The following is a 22595-nucleotide window of genomic DNA, read 5'->3' on the forward strand; positions in this document are numbered from 1 at the left end:
TTTTCATACGTAACAACTATTTTAAAAGTATAAAGCAATAGAAAGGAAGGCAAAATGCTTTTCAAGGGAGCGCAGACGAAACAAGCTTTTTTAAAAACACAGCTTCTCCCTTTATGCCCTCTCGATAAAAGTGGTTCCCAATGGTTAAAAGACATGGAAGAACAAGCAAGGAAAGAAGGTTTAAAATCGCTTCTTTCCCTTATTTCAGAGAGTGGAACGCAGATTGATTTTATCAGTTCAATTATAACCTTATCTCCTTTTTTGCGTGAGGTTTTAATTGCCAATCCATCATATCTTAGTGCTTTATTAAATGTTGATATAGAAACAAGGCTGAGCGAAATTATAGATGATATTACGGCTATTGATAAGGATGAAACTATAAATGAAACTTCATTGATGGCTGCTTTAAGGCGCAAAAAACGAGAAGCGCATGTTCTCATTGCTTTAGCTGATTTGAGTGGTGTTTTTACTTACGAAGTTTCATGTGTTTGGTTGACACGTTTGGGCGAAGCAGCATTAAGTGTAGCGCTGCGTTTTCTATTAAGAGAAGCGCATGATCATGGTAAGATCAATTTATTAAGCCGTGAGAATCCAGAAAAAGACTGTGGTTTAATTATTTTAGGGATGGGAAAATTAGGAGCAGAGGAACTTAATTATTCTTCTGATATTGATCTTATTGTTTTCATTGATGAAACATCACCTCATATTGGTAATCTTTCTGAAAGTGTTGACGTATTTTCTAAAATGGTACGCCGATTAATCCGTATCATTCAAGAACGCACTGCGGAAGGATATGTTTTTCGTCTTGATTTTCGGCTTCGTCCAGATCCAGGATCAACCCCTTTGGCCTTACCAGTAAGGACTGCTTTGCGGTATTACGAAGGGCGTGGGCAAAATTGGGAACGAGCAGCCATGATTAAAGCACGTCCAGTTGCTGGCGACAAGAGGGCAGGTTTTAACTTTCTTAAAGAGCTTTTTCCCTATGTGTGGCGGAAATATTTAGATTACGCTGCTATTGCTGATATTCATTCGATCAAACGTCAAATTCATGCGCATAAAAATTACGGTCAAATTGCAGCTTATGGGCATAATATAAAGTTAGGTCGTGGTGGTATTCGTGAGATTGAGTTTTTTGTGCAGACACAACAGCTCATTGCCGGTGGGCGTTTTCCTCAATTACGTGGACGTCAGACAGTTGCAATGTTAGCAGAACTTCACACGCTTGGTTGGATTAGTGAGAAAACAAGAAATAGCCTTATAAAAAGTTATGCTTTTCTTCGAAATGTGGAACATCGTATTCAGATGCTTTTCGATGAACAAACACACCTTCTTCCAAATGATATTGCTCAATTCACGAGTGTTGCCTATTTAATGGGTTATCAAGACAGTAGCAGTTTTATCCGTGATTTATTAAAAACACTTCAGGTTGTTGAAAAACATTATGCAGCACTGTTTGAGAATGAGCAAGAACTTGGTTTAGAAATTGGTAATTTAGTTTTTACAGGTGAAGAAGATGATCCGGAGACATTAATAACGTTAAGCCGTTTAGGCTTTGAAAGAGCAAGTGATATTTGTCGTATTATGCGTACTCTCCATTGTGGTCGTTATAAAGCAACGCAATCAGCTGAAGCACGCGAGAGATTAACGGAATTAACGCCAGCTCTTTTGAAAGCTTTTGGTGGGACAAAACGAGCTGATGAGGCGATGTTGCGTTTTGATAGTTTTTTACAGGGCTTACCTTCAGGAATTCAGCTTTTTAGTCTTTTGCAGTCTAATCCCTCTCTTTTGGATATGCTTGTCCTTATTATGGGTGCTGCTCCACGTCTTGCAGAAATTATTACACGCAGATCCCATGTTTTTGATGGAATGTTAGATCCGAATATTCTTTCAGAATTACCAACAAAAACGTATTTAGAAAAACGGCTTGAATATTTTCTTGAAAATATTCTTCCTTATGAGGAAATTCTCGACCATTTAAGAATTTTTGCAGATGAACAACGTTTTTTAATTGGTATTCGAATTTTGAATGGTGCAATTACAGGAGAAAAAGCGGGTTTTGCTTTTACTGCGCTTGCTGATCTTATGATTACAAAAACATTTGCTGCCGTTCAAGAGGAATTTTCTCGTCTTCATGGTAATATTAAAGGGGGGCGTGTTGGCATATTGGGTATGGGGAAGCTTGGAAGTCGCGAATTAACGGCAGATTCTGATGTTGACCTCGTTTTACTTTATGAACACGATGATGATGCAGAAATATCTGATGGAGAAAAGCCTCTTTATATCTCTCAATATTATACGCGTTTAGCACAGCGCCTCATTTCGGCTTTATCCACTCTTACAAGCCAAGGTGTTCTTTATGTCGTTGATTTAAGGTTACGGCCGTTAGGTAATAAAGGACCTGTTGCTGTTTCTTTTCCATTTTTTAAAAAGTATTATCGCCAAGAAGCATGGATATGGGAATATCTTGCTTTAACAAGGGCTCGAGGCATTGCAGGGGATCCTGATTTTTTACAAAAGCTAGAAAATGAAGTGTGTGCAATTATTGCTATTTCTCGTGATAAGAAGGAAGTTGCAAAAGAAGTATGTGAAATGCGTTCCTTGATTGCAAAAGAAAAGCCGCCAAAAAATCAATGGGATTTAAAAACGATGTCTGGTGGCATTATGGATTTGGAGTTTATTGCTCAATTTTCTCTTATTACGCATGTCATTGAGTTTCAAATTGGAGCAACAACAGCTGATATTTTAGATCACTTACCAAATAGTTTTCTTAATCAGTCGTGTATTGCTGATTTACATTATGCCTATCGTCTTTATACAAATTTGAGTCAAATTATACGGCTTTGTTTAAATGATTCTCTTGATCCCAATGATATGCCACCTGGATTAAGTGACCTTTTATTAAATAATGTTGGGGAACCTGATTTGCTTCGTGTTGAAAAATTAATTGCAGAAACTGGGCAATTGGTCTGTTCAGTTTTTAAAAAAATCATGAAACATTGAAATAATTCTATAAGAATAATAAAAATTATTAATTCGATTTTTATATATTAATTTTTGTCTTTTATTTCATTACACGCTTGAGAGGGTTAGAGTGAAGTTCTCTACTAGTTTCTCAAGTGTGATGAAAAAATTTCTCTGTTAATGTGCTATTCTAGGTGCCATTCTTTATACAAAAAGCGAGGTGTGACTAGTTTAGTGAATGATATTCTTTATGAGCCTTATTTCATGTGTATGATAAAAGCATATGGGGCTTTTATTAAGCAGCTGTATATCAGATACATTTATGAATTAAGAGATATTCAACACAAGAATATATGCAAGGGTGTTTTTATCGTACAGATTTATATAAAAACTTATAGAAATTATGTCTCATTACACTAATAATACCAAAATATTGAAATCAATATGACAAAAAGCTTTATTGATTACATATCTCATTTTTTCAAAAAATTGACATTATAATTATTTGTATAATTCTGGATAATAATGCTTAATATAAAGCTATAAAATATAAATGTAACAATTAATGGAAATATAAAGCATATTTAAATTTTTTTATAATATTATTTATTAAAACTACTTTTATTTTTTTTGTAAATGTGTCATTTTTGCTATAGATTTTTAAAAAAAAATGTGAAACGATTTACTAATATTTATGTATCACATTAGCTTTTAAGGGAGCAATTATGATTACAAAGTATTTAGTCTCAACATCTATCTTTTCTTTAATTTCAATTTCTGTAGTACAGGCGGCAGATATCGTTACTCCTGAACAGCCTGTTCCTGTTATTGCAGTTCCTGCTTTTTCTTGGACAGGATTTTATCTTGGAGGACAGATTGGTAGCTTTTCAGGTAAAACAACTGCAAGTTATTTAAAAGATAAGACGGGGATATGGAATCCAATTGGAAAGGAGGATTTACCTAAACTTTCTGGTTTTATAGGGGGAGTTTATGCAGGTTCCAATATTGATATCGATAATGGTTTTATTATAGGTATTGATACGGATATTATGTGGTCTGATAAAAAGAGTACAAAAGATATTAATCGACCAAAAAAAAGTCAAACTGAAGAAGCTTCTTCAGAAGAAACAAATCTAACAAGAGATTCTCATGAGGAGGATTCGACAATACCTATTGAATCTGTACGCCATACTTTAAAACAAAAATGGGCTGGTGCTACGCGGGTAAAAGTTGGTTTTGCGATTGAGCGTGTGATGCCTTATGTTTCTGGAGGGATTGCTTATACGCAGCTTCAGAATATTTTTGGGTTAGTTGCTGATAGCAACAACAGAGCAGTTAATTTTTCTGATTGGTTACATGATGAAAAAAAGACCATGATTGGTTACACCCTCGGAGGTGGTGTTGATTTTGCAATGACTGATAATGTTATTGTGCGTGCAGAATACCGTTATTCAGATTTTGGTAAAAAGAAGTTCGTGCATGATAAATTTGAAATAGGCTACAAGACAAATGATTTCCGCGTGGGTGTAGCTTATAAATTTTAATTTTTTGCAGAATTAAAAATTCAAAAGTCTCATTTTCGAATGAGGCTTTTATTGTTTAGATATGTGCTGGAAAATATCCTTTACTCAAAAGAGCTACTATTTTATTCGAACAATACTTTGATTTGTAAATATAATTTACTTTTTCATGTTGAGTGAGAGCCCCAAGTATCATAAGATTTTCTCATTTTAAACCTATACCGTGTTGAACCAATCAAAACCATGTTTTTTGTACGTCAAAGGAGGGAGAGCCGTGAGATAAAAAACATTAAAGAAAGAATAAAAATGCCTCTTATGAACCATCTCAAGTGCCAAAGGCTGTCGCTAGATTGGGGGGTAGTGAAGTGTGAGATTTGATACTGGTTTGTTTTTTCATAAATGTAAAGATGGTGCTACTAAATGGACTTATCATTACGTCATTCATAGGTGTCGTGGGGAAATGGATTTGGGTGCTTTAAAAGATGCTTTTTTTAGCAAACACATGAATTGGCAACTTAATGGCGTTTTGTTTTATTTGAAATACCTTTCATACAATCGACTTTTCTGTTTTTCGTTATCGTAAAATATTTTATTTAATAACAAAAAAATCGCAAAAAAATTCTAAATTACGTAAAATTACATCCGCAATATAACTCAATAATAATGAAAATTAATATTATAATTTTTATTATTATTAGATATTTTATGTGATATTATAAATAATAATTTATAGTAATAAAATAATTATAAATATTATTATAAAGTAATTTATAGGAAAAATAGATAGCAAATTAGAAATTTATCGAGGTACAAAAAACATTATTACCTATGCTTGTTATCGAAATAGAATCTATTATTTTTTATAAATATTGTAAATGTACGATAATAAATATCGAGTGAAATAGGAGGGAATAACTTCAAATCTATTTACGATAAATCAATCAGCATCGTTTGTTTATGAATTACAAATAGGTTGGGTTATTGAAATTATATACTTTAGTTATTATTGGGATTTTTTAGTCATTGATTTTCAGGTATAGAAGCTGAGTGAGCGTCTCTATTATTCTATAAAATATCATCACTGTAGCGGTATAAGGATTTTACGCATTAGATGCTTTTGGAGGAGTGTATGATGAAATTCAAGGCAGGATTTGTGTGTAGAGCTTTGTGAAGTAAATCACATACACAATTAGCAGGTGGAACCCGTGCGACAAGAATCTGGATTATTTATAAATCAGGTGTGGTAGAATTTTTCGTCCTTTAGGACGGGAAGGAAGTAAACCAATGAGTTTGTAAAGCCAGTCACATAAGTGGGGTAGCAGATGGAATTCTCTGAGAGAAATTGATTTATCTATAGAGAAAGTGAAACTTTGTCTTTTAAGGAGAAAAAGGGAAATAAGAATTATGATTTCCAAAGGGATATGAAATAAAAATATTTTTGTTTTTTGTTGTTTTGGCAACTATGAAGGTGTTTAAAGATTAATTGTTTCAGTACATGAAATCTCGTTTTGGGGGTTGATAATGCTATAACGTTGCAATTGGCAGTGCCATTGATTTTGTAAGCGTTCAATGGAAAATAAATTAAAGCCTGCGGGTGGTTTTTTATCACCAAAAGCTTGCGATGCGGAAGGAACACCAACAATAGGAATTTTTTTAATTGGTCCTTCAATGTAATTCAATGTGGGTAAATGAGTATGTCCGTGAAGAATAAGTTCGCAACCGTGAGATTTGATAACGTCTAGAAAACGTTTTATATCTCGTAGTTTTTTATGCCAAGATGTTGCCTTGGGAAAGGGGGGATGGTGAATCATGACGACACGAAAAAGGTTACGCTGTGCTGCTTCCTTTAAAAAGAGCGGTAAAGTTTGCGCTTGCATTTTACCAAAGTAACCAGAAGCTTGAAAAGGTGGTGTCGCGATGGCTGAAGAAGTTGCTATGATGGCGACATTTTTGCGAATGCGCATATAAGGAAAAAGAACGGCGCTTTTTTGAGGAACGTCACCTGTGATCCAAGGTTTAAAAAGAGTACATGCTTTTTGAAAAGCACCGCGGACATAGGCGTCATGATTTCCAAATGTCAAGGAAATATCTTGAGGTTGTCCTAAGTTAAGCAGCCAACGATGTGCTTGTTCAAATTCCTTATCTAGAGCAAGATTCACAAGATCACCAGAGATCACAAGATGATCAGGTTTTTTTTTGTTCAAGGCATCTATTAAAGTTTCTAGGACATTTGTTACCATTTGACTCTTACGTTTTCTTTGCCAATTCAGATAACCGGTAAGACGCTTTCCAGAAAGTTCAAAAAGGGAAGGTTGCGGGAGAGGGGAAAGATGTACATCCGATATATGGGCAAGATAAAACATAAAAGCTCGTAGAGTATTAAAAATAATTTAGAGAATAAACATAAGATAAGTTGATACTTAAAGGCAAGAAGGATTGTAAAATGAAAAATAGCTTGTTGAAAATGTGAGAAAATTCTTTGAAGAATTAACGCTGTATTGTATTTTTGAAAAAAACAGCATAATATAACATATCATTTTTGGCAACCGATATATCTTTTGTATGATGGGATAAACTTTAAAATGATGGTTATAAAGTTTTAAGACTTTTAAACAGCTTTTATACGACCACACATTATCGTAAAAAAATCTAATTATTCAGCATAAAATGCAAAAGAATGTATTGTATTTATCAGAAATTTTTACAGTTTTGGGCTGCCATGTATTGTTTTTAATGGGAGATTTTTTCACACAAAACAGAACGATTCAAGAGGAATATCCCAAATAAAATATCATTGTGTTGTACATTCATATATTGGTTTTGAAGAGATATTTCCAAGCGCGCTTGATCCCATTTCATGAAAGCTTTCAATGCTATGAAAAGCCTCATGTATAAGGCTTGTTATGCGCCAGCATCTTTATATATTTATACAAGGTGAAAAGTAAAACCATCATACTATTCCTTCCCAATTTTATAAAAATCCTTGCTTTAAGAGGATTCATAAGAGGTACTTTACTCTCTTCTTCAATGGTTTTTATTCATACAGACCTCTTTTAATGATGTGCAAGCGAGTGATTTTAACTAATTTAATATAGAAAGTATTACAAAAAAGAAAAATCTTACAGGGAATAATGAATTCAATATGACAATAATGATAAATTATCATTATAGATCAATGTTTTTATCTAATTGTAAAAGACAAGAAAATACACAAAAAAATAAGCTGAATTTTAAGACTATTATACGAAATTTCAGATTTTTCAACGGCTTTCACGATACCACATGCTGCTCAACAGTAAAAGGCAAGCAAGCAGTGCCAAGAAACTAGAAAATATCGAAAAATAAAAGGTATTAATTAAACGGGTTTCTGTCGCTTCTTTCAGAACAATTGAATGTGCTGGGGAAGAAGACGGGTTTATTTTTGATTGAATCAGCTTGAATGGAGGAAGATGAATGTTTTCTTTTCCCTCAGGGTGTAACCGTCCGATGTAACCACCGGTGTGCTTAATAATGGGGGCTAGTTTTTCTTGTGTTGAAATTAAGTCAAACAATTCAAGATTATCGAGCATCCCTACAGAAGAAAGTATTGTTAAATCGCCATTTTTAATGGTAAAAATTCCTGTTTCATCAGTAGTCCTAGTTGCGCTGAAGAGACCTTCTTGCTCTTTGGTGAGAGTGATATGTTCTTTTTTTCCAGAAGGAAAGGTAATTTCAGCGGGTTCTGGATGGTCTTTTAGAGTTTGGCGGTGAATTGTTAAATGATGATGGCTGCTGGTTGCACTTAATTTTTCTTCCTCAAGCTCTGGTTCTTTCATGAGCCAATGGGCAATACGACGATAAAGAGCTGCATAAGGACCGCCGCCTTCAAAACCTCGTGCCCAAAGCCAACTTTCATCGGAGAGCAACATGCCTACACGTCCTTTATCAACATGCGCGAGAAGTAAAAGTGGTTGTTCATCGGCTCCTTTCATGAGAGCGATTCCGTTATTTATGTTTTGAATAGTAATTTGTCGCAACCATTGCCCCCATTGAGAAGCTGGAAGGTTAAGTGTTGCAAGACCCCTTGTGACAGGATGGCGCTCACCTTCTTTGGTTAATGTGGGGCGAAAAGGCTTTTCAATAATAGTTCCATTGGGCAATGCCGGTAGAATGCTTATTAAAGGTGTTTTCGCAAGTGAGTTGTTTTTTGTAAATTCAGGTCCTGTTACCATTAGCAATGCACCCCCCTTTTGTACATATTGGGCGATATAATCATAATAGATTAAGGGTAGAGCAGCAGAGTGCTGGTAGCCATCAAGGATGATGAGATCAAAGTTATTAATCTCTTCAACAAAGAGTTTTCTTGTCGGAAAGACCACCAAGGATAATTGGCTTAAGGGCGTATTATCTGCTTTGGTGGGAGGACGCAAAATAGTAAAGTGAACAAGATCAATATTGGAGTCACCTTTCAAAAGGTCTCGCCATGTCCGTTCTCCATTATAAGGAGCACCTGAAATAAGAAGAACGCGTAAATTTTCTCTGATTCCTTCAATGATTGTTATGGCGCGGTTGTTTTCAAAGCTTAGTTCACCTTTGTGTGGATCGGTTATTACTTGGATAATATTTTTTTCAGCATGAGGAAGGGTAATTTCAGTTTGAAAAATCACGCCAGGAGTTACAGAATAATGGCCAATGTCTTGTCCATTGACGCTTAGTGTAATATTTGCTTTCTGTGGTATTGTTTTTTTGGCGTGGCCTTTATCTTCTACCAAAATGGAGAGCGTTTGTGGTTTGTTGACAAGGGCGAAGCGTGGAGGAGAAATAAACTTGATTTGGCGATCAAATTCATCTGAGTGTCCTGTGATCAGAGCATTGAGAGGTGCTTTATGATGAAGGTCTGAAATGGAAGGTATGTCATGTACTTGTCCATCGGTGATAAAAATGGTTCCTGCATAACGAGAGGGCGGTACATCAGATACTGCTTGTGTTAAAGCATCAAACAAATTCGTTGAGGGTGCATACTGATTATCAGCAAGTTTTCCAGATTCAATAAAGCGTGGTTCAAATTGTGGATAATGCGCCAATGCTTGAGTTAATTGCGCGCGCGCTTCATCGCTGTCGTTTGTACGTGTTCCAAATGTTTGGCTTTTGCTGCGGTCAATGACAATTCCTACTGTACTTTTCAGTGGTTCGCGCTGTTCCCTTATGATCATTGGATTGAGCAAAGCAAGGATGAGGGCGCTTAATGCCACCAGACGAAATAAAGAACCTTGACGTTGCGTAACAAGACCAACAACGACAAAAAGCATTGATATTCCACATAAGAACAGAATCCAAATGAGTGGTAAAAAAGGCTGAAAAGTGAAAAATGATATCATTACCTTCTTTCTCTTTTAAAGCGTTCCAAGAGTGCTGGAACGTGAACTTGGTCCGCTTTATAGTTTCCTGTAAGAACATAAAGGACAATATTTAAACCTGCACGAAATGCCCATAGACGTTGCATTGGATCATTGGGAACAAGGGGATATTTCCATGTCCCTTTTTCATCGAGTGCCCAAGCTCCGGCAAAGTTATTGGCGGTGATGAGAAGAGAACTTACATTATCGCCGCTAGCAAGAGAATTTTTATTTTTTTTGTTTGTTGATGAGGATTCAATCCATAAAGGTGAACCACGGTAGAGACCAGGAAAATCTGGCATAATATAAAAAGAACGTGCAACAACATGATCCGTTGATGCTGGCTCAATGGATGGAATATTTAACTCTTTTAAGATATCTCGTAATCGTTGCGTTTCTGGAGTGGCATCTCCTTCAAGATTAAGATTGCTCTTTATCTGATCGCGCGTGTCAAATAAAATCGTTCCCCCATGTTTCATAAAGTTATTTATTTTTTCAAGACTTTTGGGGGTTGGTATAGGACTCTTAACATCAATTGGCCAGTAAATAAGAGGGTAAAAAGAGAGTTCATCTTTATCGAGATCAAGTGCTGTAACAGAGCCTGGGGTAAGCATTGTGCGCTCTGCAATAAATTGACTTAACGCTTCTAGACCACGTTTACTCGTTGTATCAATTTCATGATTATTGGTTATAACATAGGCAAGATGTGTTGCACCAGCAGCTTGTACACTATCATGATGATTTTCTTTCGTTTGTGCATGAAGAGTTGGATCATATGAAAACAAGGCAATAAGACTTATAAAAGGGAGGAGAAACATATTACGCCGTTTCATGAAAGAAAAAATATCTCCCATCCATAAAATGAGAAAATTGTCAAAGGCGAATAATAAGATGGCTAATCCTAAAAGTGGACCGATAAGATTTTTTTCTTTTGTATCGTAAGATAAAGGGCTTTTATTAAGAGAAGTTGGCAATAATGATTGTTTCATCAAGTGCGACGAATGAGTTAAGAGATTGAGTGCATAAAAATCGCTTTTGACACCATAAAGCCCTGGGGGAGTATTATAGGAAGGATGGGGTGGATTTTGAGCGTCAAAGACCAGTGGAACAACATCAGAGGGCGGTACTTGTAATTGTCCATCAGCGGTTATGGTTCGCCACGGGTTTTGTACTATTGTTCTTTTTTCTCTGTGTGTTAGGTTTGTGTTTTCGTTAGACCCTAATGTGATTAGTTTTTGCAACATTTGTGCAAAAAAGCCAGAAAGAGGAAGATTAGACCATGTGGGGTCAGGAGCAACATGAATGAGAATGATGGTTCCTTTACCACGTTTTGCTGCGGTAATAAGAGGCGTTCCATCCGAAAGGCTAAGCCACGTTTTTTCAAAAAGATCTGGGGTTGGTTCTGCGAGGATTTGGCGCGAGACAGTGACATCTTCTGGAAAAGGAAGATCAAAGAAAAAGCTATTTTTTGCAAAAGGGGCAAGCTTTTGTGGTTTCGTCCAAGACATAATACTTCCAAGGAAACGTTGCCCCTGACGTAGCGGTATCGGAAGGAGACTATCGTAATGTTCTGCACTACTGAGTTTTTCTCCTGCAAAGCGGATGAGTGTTCCCCCTTTATTCACAAAATCAGAAAGTTTTTTTTCTGCTTTTTCAGGCATGTTAACCATGTCGCTCATAATGAAAACAGATGGATTTTGTTTAAGCAAATAATCAATATCCATTGAAAGCTCTCTTCCACCGGCGGTTATAAGCTGTGTATATCCCTGTAATGCTTTGATAATGTAATAAAATGGAGAAAGTAAAGGCTGTGCCATTTCATTGGTATCGGGTGATAGAAGAGCAACACGGCTTATCCTGTTATGGCTGTCTACCAAGAAGGTTGCAGCAGCATGGTTTTGATTATTTATTTTTATCCAAGCGATATCATTGCGTAGTTCAAGTGGTACATCAAAAGGAACAAGAGCTGTTGTTTCTCCTTCAGAGAAATTTTTCGTAAATTGACCGAGAAGTTGATTATTTGAATCGTAGAGGTTGAGTGTAGCGGAAGTTTTGCCGTGTGTTGTTGAGCGGATAATACGCGCGACCATGCTTCCATTGTTATTTTCTACGGATGTTATGCCGATTAAATCGGAAATATCAGCCAAATACCATAAGAATTTTTCAGGTTTTAATTCTCCAAGCAAAGCAAAAGCTTGCTCATCTTCATTTGTTTGTAATCCATCACTTAAATAAGCAACATCAAGAGGTTTTTCTTTGGTTATTTTTCTGAGTTTTTTCAGTGCATGCACGCGGTTGACAGGCCAAGGACGCGGTTGCAAATGCATTAAATGCTGTTTTATAATCTTGGCCGGTTGCGGCTCTATATTGGAGATATCATTTTCAGCCGTTGCAATAAGATAAATATTTTTTTGCTGTTTTTCTGCCTGAGCAAGGAGCATTTCAGCGATAGAGATGCGCTTTTTCCATTCTTTTACAGAAACCCAACCATTATCAATAATGAGTGCAAGGGGTTGAGATCCGGAAAAGCTTATTGGGTTTTGATCCCACGTGGGACGTGCTAACGCTATGATAACAAGTGCCGCTATGGTTAAACGCAACAAGAGCAACCACCAAGGTGTATGTTTTGCTGTTTCCTGCTGATGAGTTGGTTTGGGTAAGAAGCGTAACGGAGGAAAAAGCTCTTTACGCGGAGATGGAGGAGTTATTCGTAACAGCCACCAAATGACCGGTAGGAACAAAAGCCCTAGTAACAGAAAGGGAGCAGCAAAACTCAAAGGGCCCTCCTTTTTTGCAATGGAGAGTCGCCCATTGTATTTGCAAGATGAAAAATGGTCTCTGTTAAAGGTTGATCCGTTGTACTAACGTGATAAGACCATCCTTGGCGTGCGCAAAAATTTGCCAATTCTTGTCGCCTTGCGTGATATAGTTTACAATAGCTCTTACGAAGATCTTCTGCTTTTGTGGAAACATGTTTCTCTTTCGTTTCAGGATCAAAAAATTCTGTGTGACCTGCGTAGGGAAAGCTTTCTTCTGCGGGATCAGAAATTTCAATTAAATGAGCTGTCACCTGTTTTGTAGTTAAAACGGTTAAATGTTGGATGATTTTTTCAGGATAGTCGAGAAAATCACTCATTATAACGACATGTGAAAAGCGTGTAATCGTTGAAAAATCCGGAAATGAATTTTTATCTGAATGATTTTCTAAAGCAAAGGCTATTCGCTCTACGACATTGGATGTCATTGTGGGGGACATTAAGTTTGGAATAGCAATATGTTCGCCACTGCGTGCAAGAAGTGATGCCAAGGTAAGGGTAAGAATAACGGCATGATTACCTTTAGAGATTTTAGAAAAGCGCGAACAGTAATGCATTGATGCGCTCTGATCAGGAAAGAGCCAAACGATTTGTGTCATTTGCCATTCGTGTTCGCGGAGATACGTATTTTCATCACGCGCTGAGCGACGCCAATCAATGCGGGTAATGGATTCTCCTTCAACATAGGGACGAAATTGCCAAAAGTTTTCCCCATTCCCGCGTTTACGTTGTCCATGCCATCCGGTTATCAGTGTATTAGCGATATGACGCGCTTGTAAAAGGAAATATGGCATTTTGCCAGTATCCTTATGCAGTTCATTTGCCAGCGACAATGGAGGCTTTTGTAAAACTTTTTTGCCAATAGCCATTCTAAAGAGCATCTTTCACAAGGTTATTGATAATATCTTTTACAGTTACATCTTCAGCACGGGCAGAAAAATTAAGAGCCATGCGGTGTTGTAATACGGGATAGGCCAATGCTTCAACATCATCAAGTGAGGGGGCTAAGCGTCCATAATAAAGAGCACGGGCGCGAACACAAAGTGAAAGGGCTTGTGATGCCCGTGGACCAGGTCCCCAAGAAACATAAGTATTAGCAAGGCTATTGTCTTTATGAGGGCGAGTTGAGCGGACAATTTTTAAAATAGCTTCGATCACATTTTCTGAAAGAGGCATTTTGCGAACGATATTTTGAATTTTTTGCAATTTTTTGGCGGATAAAATTGGTTTTGCATTTGATTTCTTTTCTTTTGTTGTTTCTAAAATGATCCGTCGCTCTGTTGTGAGGTCAGGATAGTCAATATCGATTTGCATCAAAAAGCGATCCAATTGTGCTTCAGGAAGTGGATAGGTCCCTTCTTGTTCGAGAGGGTTTTGCGTTGCAAGAACATGAAAAGGTTGTGGTAAATCATAACGGTTACCTGCAACAGTAACATGATATTCTTGCATAGCTTGTAAAAGGGCTGACTGTGTCCGTGGAGAAGCACGATTAATTTCATCGGCCATGAGAAGTTGCGTGAAAATAGGACCTTGAATGTATCGAAAAGAACGTTTACCGTCTTTATCGGAATCCATAATTTCAGAACCAATAATATCCGATGGCATTAAGTCAGGAGTAAATTGGATGCGTTTTTCATCAAGCCCTAAGACTGTTCCCAATGTTTCAACAAGACGTGTTTTTGCAAGCCCTGGAGCGCCGACAAGAAGGGCGTGACCACCAGCAAAAATAGCGATTAAAGCATATTCGATTACCTGACTTTGCCCAAAAATAACTTTGTCAATTTCTTGTTGTAAAATATCCAATTCTTTGTGTGCTGTATCAATATCATCAATAATGACTTGAGCCTCATGATTGATATTGACCTTTTTTACAGAATTGGATGATGGATCATGTTGACTCATATTTCTTCCTTAAGGCGTTTGTCGCAAAAATGGTAATTTTCTCTGCATGATAATGGATATCTTATTGTTTGTAACAGAAAATGAGAAGAAAAGAAGTATCATATGCCATTTTTTTCATATTCGTATACAAGAAGAGAAAAGTTTTTTTGGAAGGAATAGACGTGTTTTATAAGGAATGTCTTAAAAATTTTGTTTTATGAAGAGAATTTTTTAAAGCAATGAAGATAACTTTTTTGAAAGGTTAAAGGGTGAATATAAGACAGGACTTCAAACAGGTTGCGTGGTTACAACAAAGGGATATTCAAACACTTCTTCGTGTTTTGTCTTTGGAGGGAGAAGAGGCGCGTATTGTAGGGGGAGCAGTGCGCAATCAACTGCTAGGGCAGCCTATTAGTGATATTGATATTGCAACAACCTGTTTGCCGCAACAGGTTATTGCACGTGTAGAAGAAGCAGGATTTAAAGCTATTCCTACAGGGATTGCTTTTGGTACAATAACAGTAGTTGCTCATTCATGTTCTTATGAGGTTACAACGCTTCGCTGCGATATTGAAACAGATGGTCGTCATGCAAAAGTGGCATTTGGTCGTGATTGGAAAAAAGATGCTGAACGGCGGGATTTTACGATAAATGCGCTTTATTGTGATGCTGCTGGCAATCTTTATGATGATGTAGGAGGTTTGAGTGATATTGCTAGCCGAACAGTTCGTTTTATTGGGGTTGCAGAAGATCGTATTTGCGAAGATTATTTGCGTATTTTACGTTTTTTTCGCTTTTTTGCGTGGTATGGAGCAGGGCGGCCTGATGTACAAGGATTGAAAGCATGTGTTAGTTTAAAACACGGTTTAAAAAAACTTTCTTCTGAACGTATTTGGGCAGAAATGAAAAAGCTTCTTGCGGCGTTTGATCCAACGCGTGCTCTTTTATGGATGCGACAAAGCAGAATTTTGGCACTCATTTTTCCTGAAACAGAACGATGGGGTATTGATGCAATTCACGCATTAGTGAAGACAGAACAGGCTCTTGGTTGGAAAATTGATTCATTGTTACGGCTAGAAAGCCTTCTTCCTCCTGATCCCATACGTCTTCATGAAATGGCACAGCGCTTGCATTTTTCTCATAAAGAAACAACACGATTAAAAAAATGGGCAGAGTTAGAAATAATAAACCAAAACTGTTCTGATCATTTTGTGCAAAAACTGATTTATTTTTATGGACGACAGCCAGTTTTAGATCAATTATCGTTGTCTGTCGCTGCATCACATCTCGATAACCTAGAAAAAAGTGATGCTTTGCAAAAAGCAGAGGATTATGTCAAGCTTCATCAGCTTGCCAAAAAATGGCAGATTCCAACTTTTCCCATTAATGGTAACGATTTAATAAAGAAAGGTTTTGCTAAAGGTGTGCTTTTAGGAAAAAAGCTTAAAGAGTTAGAAATGATATGGGTCGAAAGCGGATTTTTAATGGATCGTCATGCATTATTAGAAAAAATTGATTTATAATAATAATTCATTATTCGTCATGTGAAATAAGAGCTCCGAATATTGTAAGGTTATTTCAAACCTGTTCATATTACATCAATCAAAATTATAGCCTTACACGTTACAAGTGGGGAAGTCGTGTGAGGAAAAATGATTACAGAGAGAAAAAATGTCTTTTATGAACCATCTCAAAGATAAGGATTCTCGAAAGTGAAAACGAATAAAGAGAATAATGATAGCGGTTTGCACTTTATATGAGCATAAAGAGGGGAATGTCCAATGGATTTTTACTATGAGGAGTATTTAATCATTCATAGGTGGTGATATGAAATGGATGTGATGGGCACTAAGAAATATTTATTTTATCAGCACTTGATTGTTGGAAAATGATAGGCGTTATACGCTCTAACTGTTCTTTATATGTTGTATATTGTTTTTCGTAATAATTTATGGGTTTTTATAAGCATTCTGTAAGTTATTCCAAAAGTATTAGTGAACTTTATGCACTTTTAATTACTCATTATATTCTATAAAAAAGATTTTTTTAATTATTTAAAACCATATTTCATGCATTTTTATTGTTCTATTAATTATTTTAAGGGAATTGTTGTGTTTTTATAGATTACAGTTTCTTTCATGATAACCAATTTGGCGTAATGCTTCTCCCGTTGTTATGGCTACGCACATGGCGAGATTTAGAGAGCGTGCCTGTGGTTGCATGGGAATTTTCAATGTGTAATCGGCAGCTTCATGAACATAATCGGGAACCCCAGCTGTTTCACGACCAAAAAGTAAAACATCATTTTTTTGATAGCATATCTGCGTATAGCATGTTTTTGCTTTTGTACTTAAAAGCAACAGACGTCGGTTAAAATGTTTCATGGCGCTTATAAAATGTTGCCAATCAATGTGTCGTTCTAAGGAAGCATATTCGAGATAATCTAATCCTGCGCGTTTGAGATTACGATCCGACAGATTAAAGCCTGCGGGTTCAATAATGTGCACATGTAAACCAAAACAAGCGCTAAGACGTAAAATCGTTCCAGTATTACCAGCAATATCAGGTTGGAAAAGAGCTATATGAAGTGTCATGTTCTCTGTAATATGATTTTTCTTTCGACTTTGTAAAGAAGCGCCTCAATTTATTCGAAAAATATGTTTTGAGAAATACATGTTTTTTACGTTTAATTTTTATTCACTTTAAACTTCAGCGAAAAAGTTATGTACACAGGTTTGTTTGGGATAAGAGAGAATTTCCCTATTAGGGACTTCCTTTATATTGAGCGATACATGAAATGGATTGGCTCATTATGTTGAAAAGTGGAATATTTAATAAGGCTAGATCATCCATTTTAATGAAAATCAACAAAATATGCTTTTTATGCAAAAGCAGAAGCGGAAAAAATACTCATTCAACCAGTTGGAATTGAGGGAGGGAGAGATGCTGTAAATGTGTTAAAGAAATAACCGATAAGCTCAACTTATTTACTGAGATCTGGTCATAACAAGACGGCGTTTCGTTCTTTAGGAGTGTTTATTTCCATGCTATCTCCGTTTTTCACAGGCGGGGGAGTAATTTTGATTGATTAATATGAATAGGTTTGAAATGAAAGAAACTTACGGTGTTTCAGGATTTCATTACACTCTGTAAAACGATGAATTATCATTATAAAACAGTTTTTTGTGTAGACCATATAAATGGCAGAAGTTTTTTACGGGGATGTTTTTATGGTTGAGGCAACTGAGTGATCAAGCATTGTACAATGGGAGAGGGTATGGTAGAAGAATGTTTTAGCAAATAGTCTCTTTAAGTTAAGTCCATGGGTGAGCAAACGAGGCGGGATTTTCTGTTTTTGGTAACAGCTGTTGCAGGAGCAGTTGGAATGGGGGCGGTTGCGTGGCCTTTTATCCGTCAGTTGCGTCCAGATGAAGCTATTTTGGCATCTTCCTCTGTTGAGGTTGATCTTTCTGGTATTGAAGAGGGGATGTCGGTGATGGTAAAGTGGCGAGGGCAGCCTGTTGTTATTCGAAATCGTACGACAAAAGAAATTGCCGATGCACGCGCTACTGAATTGAGTCTTCTAAAAGATCGTCAAGCGCGCAATCCTAATCTTGAAGGTGAAAAAGAAGCAACAGATTTTGCGCGTTCAGCAGGTAAAGGACGTGAAAATTGGCTTATTGTCATTAATCTTTGTACGCATCTAGGCTGTGTAACACTTGGGCAATCGGGTAAATTTGGAGGATGGTTGTGTCCCTGTCATGGGTCTGTTTATGATACCGCTGGAAGAGTGCGGTCAGGTCCAGCTAACTATAATTTGGCTATTCCACCTTACCAATTTCTTTCTGATACTTTGCTCAAAATAGGATAAGGTTATGACAAGGTTTCCTCCTTATTGTCCTAAAAATGCTCTTGCTCGTTGGTTTGATAAGCGTTTTCCTCTTCCTCGTTTTTTTTATAATACATTTGTTATTTTTCCTGTTCCGCGTAATCTTAATTACGTTTACACATTTGGCGGTATTTTGACCATTATGCTTTTATCACAGCTCTTGACTGGTATTGTCTTGGCTATGCACTATGTTCCAGATATTCATTTGGCTTTTGAAACTAGTGAACGATTTCGACGTGAAGGGCAGTTTGGCTGGCTTTTTCGTCCATGGCATTCTGTAGGATCTTCGTTTTTTTTTATTGCTGTTTATATCCATTTGGCACGTGGACTTTATTATGGTTCTTATAAAAATATGCGAGAAATGGTATGGGTTACAGGTATTTTTATTTATATCATCATGATGGCAATAGCATTTTTTGGTTATGTGCTTGTTTGGGGGATGATGTCTATTTCAGCGGCTTCAGTAATTGCAGGGCTTTTAAAAACAATACCTTTGGTGGGGACATGGTTGCATGAGACACTTCTGGGTGGTTATGGCGTAGGACAACCAACGTTGAATCGTTTTTATGTTTTCCATTATGTTTTATCATTTGTTTTGCTTCTTTTTGTGGGGCTGCATATTTGGGCAATCCATTGTGTTGGGCAAGGCAATCCAACGGGTCTTGCTATACAATCAGATAAGGAAACGGTTCCATTTTCACCTTATGCGCTTATCAAAGATATTTTTGCTATTACTGTTTTTCTGATCTTCTTTGCCTGGTTTTTGTTTTATATGCCCGATTATATGGGGCAGGCTGAAAATTATAATGTGGCAGATCCGTTAAAAGCACCTCTTCGTGTGGTTCCAGAATGGTATTTTTTGCCTTTTTATGCGATACTTCGTGCTATAACTTTTGATATTGGTATTTTCCCTTCGACTTTTGTGGGCTTTGTTTTATTCGTCAGTTCGATTTGCATTTTAATTTTTGTGCCATGGTTAGACCGCTCTAAAATATGTTCAGCAAGATATCGACCTGTTTATAAAATTTTCTTTTGGGCGTTGGTTATTGATGTCGTTTTCCTTGGTTGGTTGGGGTCAAGAGAAATAAATGACAAAATCCTTTTATGGACGCAATTGGCTACGGTTTATTATTTTATATTCTTTTTGGTTATTTTGCCGACTTTGCCAGCCTTTGAAAAAAAATGTTCTCTTCCTTCTTCAATTATGCAAGATTTAAAACAGAAAAAAAAGAGACTATGGTAAATGTTTTTGTCGGACTGATTGTTATCGTTGCTATGAGCTTTTCTGCTCAGAGTTTAGCGAGAGATGCCTCTGTTCAGGAGGAGGAATTTATTTCTTTTCCTTTAAGGATTCCTAAAAAACAAGAATGGAGTTTTTCAGGTCCATTTGGGCTTTATGATAAGGCGCAATTGAGGCGTGGATTAAAGGTTTATAAACAAGTTTGTTCCAGCTGCCATGGGCTAAAATATGTGGCTTTTCGCAATTTAAAAGCTCTTGGGTATGATCAAGAACAGATTAAAGCTTTGGCGGGGCAATATGAAGTGCGCGATGGTCCTAATCGAGAAGGAAAATTTTTTAAACGTGCTGGGGTTGTAACGGATTATTTTCCTTCTCCCTTTGCACATGAAGAAGAAGCAAGATTTATTTTGAATAGTGCTTATCCTCCAGATTTGTCATTGATGGCACGTGCACGTGGTGTATCTTTGCCGTTTCCTGCTTTAATTACTGATGCGTTGTCTCATTATGATACATATGGTCCAGATTATATTACAGCTCTTTTAACAGGATATCAGAAGGAACCGAAGGAGATAAAAATTGCGGATGGTTATTGGTATAATCCTTATTTTATTGCCGGTAACTCTTTAACTATGGCTCCTCCTTTGAGTGATGGTATGGTTTCTTATGAAGATGGAACCCCAGAAATCATTGAACATTACGCGCGCGATGTTTCTGCTTTTTTGATGTGGGCTGCCGATCCTCATATGGAAATTCGTAAAAAAACCGGTTTTCGTGTTATTTTATTTTTAATCATTTTTGCAGGGTTTGTTTATATTTTAAAAAATCGTATTTGGTGTAGTTTAGAAGAAGAGTTAGAGAAAGAAACAAAAGACGAAATAAAGAGAAAATGGTAAAGCAACAAGGCTTGAAAGAGTATAGAGTATAAAGAGCATAAGGAACAAATCTGTTTATGATGCATTGAGGTTTTATAAAGTAAAAGCAAAGTAAAAACGGAGATGTTAAAATGAAAAAAATTGTATGTACTACTCTTATGTCAATTTTAATGGTTTCTAGTACTTACGCCCAGTTTTTTGAAGTGCCTTCAAAACCTGAAATGATCTCTTCGACGGGTATTGTACAAGTGGGGGTAGATAAGTCTGTGCGTTATGTGACACCTTTAGCAACCGATTTTGTTGCTTCCAGCCTTATAGGCGCCAATGTATATAATATAGAAGATGAAAATATTGGTGAAGTAAAAGATATTATTTTACGTGAAAATAATATTGCAGGGTTTGTTGTTGCTGTTGGAGGTTTTCTTGGCATAGGCGAGAGTTATGTGGTAGTTTCTCCAGAAACAATCCAGATGACAAATGATTATGGTAAATGGAAACTCATTACAAATGCGACAAAGGATTCTTTAAAGGACGCTCCATCATTTAAATACGAAGGGCGTTGGACGCGCTAATTTTATATTTCCATTCTTTAATGGATAAAACTGTTGCTATCATAATAATATAATATGCTAGCAACGTTTTTTTGTTCAAAAAATTCTTGGGAGCTTTTGCGACAAGATTCCAAGGACCCATTACAAAGTTTTTAAGATAAACTATTAAGACAGAGTGAAGATTTAAGTATTATGTTTAAATAACATGACATCGCCATCTTGCACAATGTAGTCTTTTCCTTCATCGCGGGCTTTTCCTGCTTCTTTTGCACCGCTTTCTCCACCCAGAGCAATATAGTCATTGTAGCTGATGGTTTGGGCACGAATGAAACCGCGCTCAAAATCTGAGTGAATAACGCCAGCTGCTTGGGGAGCTTTTGTACCACGCGTAATTGTCCATGCTCGTGTTTCCTTAGGCCCACAGGTGAAGTAAGTAATGAGATCAAGTAAATGGTAACCAGCACGAATAAGGCGATTTAAACTTGGTTCAAAGAGTCCAAGAGCATTGAGATATTCTGATGCTTCAGCCTCACTCAGTTGTGTGATTTCCGCTTCGATAGAAGCAGAAATGATAATGCTTTGCGCATTTTGCTCTGTTGCCATTTTTTCAACTGTTTGGGTAAAGCTATTTCCATGAGCGGCGTCATTTTCGCTTACGTTACAAACATAAAGTACAGGTTTGGAGGTTAAAAGATTCAAACTCTTAAGAATGTGGTGTTCATCGGAAGAGATATTTTTGAGTAATAACCGGACAGGGTTTCCCTGTTGCAGTATGTTTAATGCTTTTTCCATAATGGGTAAAATTGTGAGAGCTTCTTTGTCTTTTCCGGTTGCACGTTTACGGATTTGTACGATTCGTCGCTCAAGGCTCTCAAGATCGGCAAGCATGAGTTCGGTTTCAACGGTTGTGGCATCAGAAACAGGATCAATACGTCCTTCTACATGGGTAATATCTTCATTTTGAAAACAGCGTAAAACGTGGACAATGGCATCGACTTCGCGAATATTGGCTAAAAATTTGTTTCCTAAACCTTCGCCTTTTGAAGCTCCTCGTACAAGCCCCGCAATATCGACGAAGTTAATGCGTGTAGGAATTATTTCTTTTGAACCAGCGATTGATGCAATTTTTTCCATTCGTAAATCTGGAACAGCAACTTCACCGGTATTGGGTTCAATGGTACAAAAAGGATAATTGGCAGCCTGTGCAGTGGCTGTTTTTGTTAATGCATTAAAAAGAGTTGATTTCCCAACATTAGGTAATCCGACAATACCGCATTTAAAGCCCATGAGAGTCTTTCTTTTCTTTTGATTTTATAGTCAAGATAGCTTCTTTTTTATAGCATATTTTCAGAAGAGTTATAGTCTTTGTGTTGCGATAAGTGAGAAAAAAGTCTAAAGTAACAGATAATCTGCTTTTTTTACCTTAGTTCTTCTTATCTTAATGCTCTCCTTAGTCTCAAGGATAAGAAAACTTCGAATTAATGTTAATA

General features: G+C 36.8%; 14 protein-coding genes. 7 read left to right on the plus strand and 7 right to left on the minus strand.

The genetic code is table 11. The annotated features are described in order from the left end of the window. Positions 1-54: 54 nt before the first annotated feature. Positions 55-3000 carry a bifunctional [glutamine synthetase] adenylyltransferase/[glutamine synthetase]-adenylyl-L-tyrosine phosphorylase gene (locus ACFINF_RS01375; protein ID WP_375619343.1) on the plus strand — a complete coding sequence of 982 codons (2946 nt, stop codon included), beginning with the start codon at positions 55-57 and terminating at the stop codon, positions 2998-3000. A 686-nt stretch (positions 3001-3686) separates the two neighbouring features. Beyond that, the gene (locus ACFINF_RS01380; protein ID WP_375619344.1) at positions 3687-4505 is read left to right on the plus strand and encodes an outer membrane protein; all 819 of its coding nucleotides are present in this window, start codon (positions 3687-3689) and stop codon (positions 4503-4505) included. 1448 nt (positions 4506-5953) lie between these two features. On the opposite strand, the gene ACFINF_RS01385 is transcribed toward ACFINF_RS01380, so the two are convergent. The 5 genes from ACFINF_RS01385 to ACFINF_RS01405 form a co-directional block, all read right to left on the minus strand. Continuing rightward, positions 5954-6844 (minus strand): metallophosphoesterase family protein, encoded by an 891-nt coding sequence (locus ACFINF_RS01385; protein WP_375619345.1) that lies wholly within the window; start codon positions 6842-6844, stop codon positions 5954-5956. Between the two features lie 897 nt (positions 6845-7741). Next, the gene (locus tag ACFINF_RS01390) at positions 7742-9838 is read right to left on the minus strand and encodes a glutamine amidotransferase (RefSeq protein ID WP_375619346.1); all 2097 of its coding nucleotides are present in this window, start codon (positions 9836-9838) and stop codon (positions 7742-7744) included. Then, entirely contained in the window at positions 9838-12633 is a 2796-nt protein-coding gene (locus tag ACFINF_RS01395; protein WP_375619347.1) for a DUF4159 domain-containing protein, read from the minus strand. The genes ACFINF_RS01390 and ACFINF_RS01395 overlap by 1 nt, the downstream gene beginning before the upstream one ends. Continuing rightward, the gene (locus ACFINF_RS01400) at positions 12630-13541 is read right to left on the minus strand and encodes a DUF58 domain-containing protein (RefSeq protein ID WP_375619348.1); all 912 of its coding nucleotides are present in this window, start codon (positions 13539-13541) and stop codon (positions 12630-12632) included. The genes ACFINF_RS01395 and ACFINF_RS01400 overlap by 4 nt, the downstream gene beginning before the upstream one ends. A 1-nt stretch (position 13542) precedes the next feature. Beyond that, a complete protein-coding gene (locus ACFINF_RS01405; RefSeq protein WP_375619349.1) occupies positions 13543-14574 on the minus strand; it encodes an AAA family ATPase in 1032 nt (343 codons plus the stop codon). Between the two features lie 248 nt (positions 14575-14822). On the opposite strand from ACFINF_RS01405, the gene ACFINF_RS01410 reads away from it, so the two are divergent. After that, complete coding sequence (locus ACFINF_RS01410; protein ID WP_375619350.1) at positions 14823-16076, plus strand: CCA tRNA nucleotidyltransferase; 1254 nt, start codon at positions 14823-14825, stop codon at positions 16074-16076. A gap of 594 nt (positions 16077-16670) precedes the next feature. On the opposite strand, the gene ACFINF_RS01415 is transcribed toward ACFINF_RS01410, so the two are convergent. Further along, a complete protein-coding gene (locus ACFINF_RS01415; protein WP_375619351.1) occupies positions 16671-17147 on the minus strand; it encodes a tRNA (cytidine(34)-2'-O)-methyltransferase in 477 nt (158 codons plus the stop codon). A 728-nt stretch (positions 17148-17875) separates the two neighbouring features. On the opposite strand from ACFINF_RS01415, the gene petA reads away from it, so the two are divergent. The 4 genes from petA to ACFINF_RS01435 all read left to right on the plus strand — a co-directional run bounded on the left by petA (position 17876) and on the right by ACFINF_RS01435 (position 21126). After that, complete coding sequence (gene petA, locus ACFINF_RS01420) at positions 17876-18424, plus strand: ubiquinol-cytochrome c reductase iron-sulfur subunit (protein WP_375619352.1); 549 nt, start codon at positions 17876-17878, stop codon at positions 18422-18424. Positions 18425-18428: 4 nt separating this feature from the next. Beyond that, the gene (locus ACFINF_RS01425) at positions 18429-19685 is read left to right on the plus strand and encodes a cytochrome bc complex cytochrome b subunit (protein WP_375619353.1); all 1257 of its coding nucleotides are present in this window, start codon (positions 18429-18431) and stop codon (positions 19683-19685) included. Continuing rightward, positions 19679-20575, plus strand: coding sequence for a cytochrome c1 (locus ACFINF_RS01430; protein ID WP_375619354.1), 897 nt, complete (start codon positions 19679-19681; stop codon positions 20573-20575). The genes ACFINF_RS01425 and ACFINF_RS01430 overlap by 7 nt, the downstream gene beginning before the upstream one ends. A 110-nt stretch (positions 20576-20685) precedes the next feature. Then, complete coding sequence (locus ACFINF_RS01435; protein WP_375619355.1) at positions 20686-21126, plus strand: PRC-barrel domain-containing protein; 441 nt, start codon at positions 20686-20688, stop codon at positions 21124-21126. 162 nt (positions 21127-21288) lie between these two features. On the opposite strand, the gene ychF is transcribed toward ACFINF_RS01435, so the two are convergent. After that, positions 21289-22392: a redox-regulated ATPase YchF gene (ychF, locus tag ACFINF_RS01440; protein ID WP_375619356.1), complete on the minus strand. Its 1104-nt coding sequence runs from the start codon at positions 22390-22392 to the stop codon at positions 21289-21291. Positions 22393-22595 lie beyond the last annotated feature (203 nt).

It is taken from the genome of Bartonella sp. TS25HLJMH (assembly GCF_042193505.1).
Taxonomy (GTDB): Bacteria; Pseudomonadota; Alphaproteobacteria; order Rhizobiales; family Rhizobiaceae; genus Bartonella; species Bartonella grahamii.

Excerpts from the sequence above, each read along its gene's own strand:
- ACFINF_RS01415 (WP_375619351.1), bottom strand. The coding sequence starts at position 17,147 with ATGACACTTCATATAGCTCTTTTCCAACCTGATATTGCTGGTAATACT.
- ACFINF_RS01430 (WP_375619354.1), top strand. The coding sequence starts at position 19,679 with ATGGTAAATGTTTTTGTCGGACTGATTGTTATCGTTGCTATGAGCTTT.
- ACFINF_RS01400 (WP_375619348.1), bottom strand. The coding sequence starts at position 13,541 with ATGGCTATTGGCAAAAAAGTTTTACAAAAGCCTCCATTGTCGCTGGCA.
- ACFINF_RS01390 (WP_375619346.1), bottom strand. The coding sequence starts at position 9,838 with ATGATATCATTTTTCACTTTTCAGCCTTTTTTACCACTCATTTGGATT.
- ychF (WP_375619356.1), bottom strand. The coding sequence starts at position 22,392 with ATGGGCTTTAAATGCGGTATTGTCGGATTACCTAATGTTGGGAAATCA.
- petA (WP_375619352.1), top strand. The coding sequence starts at position 17,876 with ATGGGTGAGCAAACGAGGCGGGATTTTCTGTTTTTGGTAACAGCTGTT.
- ACFINF_RS01385 (WP_375619345.1), bottom strand. The coding sequence starts at position 6,844 with ATGTTTTATCTTGCCCATATATCGGATGTACATCTTTCCCCTCTCCCG.
- ACFINF_RS01435 (WP_375619355.1), top strand. The coding sequence starts at position 20,686 with ATGAAAAAAATTGTATGTACTACTCTTATGTCAATTTTAATGGTTTCT.
- ACFINF_RS01375 (WP_375619343.1), top strand. The coding sequence starts at position 55 with ATGCTTTTCAAGGGAGCGCAGACGAAACAAGCTTTTTTAAAAACACAG.
- ACFINF_RS01380 (WP_375619344.1), top strand. The coding sequence starts at position 3,687 with ATGATTACAAAGTATTTAGTCTCAACATCTATCTTTTCTTTAATTTCA.
- ACFINF_RS01405 (WP_375619349.1), bottom strand. The coding sequence starts at position 14,574 with ATGAGTCAACATGATCCATCATCCAATTCTGTAAAAAAGGTCAATATC.
- ACFINF_RS01425 (WP_375619353.1), top strand. The coding sequence starts at position 18,429 with ATGACAAGGTTTCCTCCTTATTGTCCTAAAAATGCTCTTGCTCGTTGG.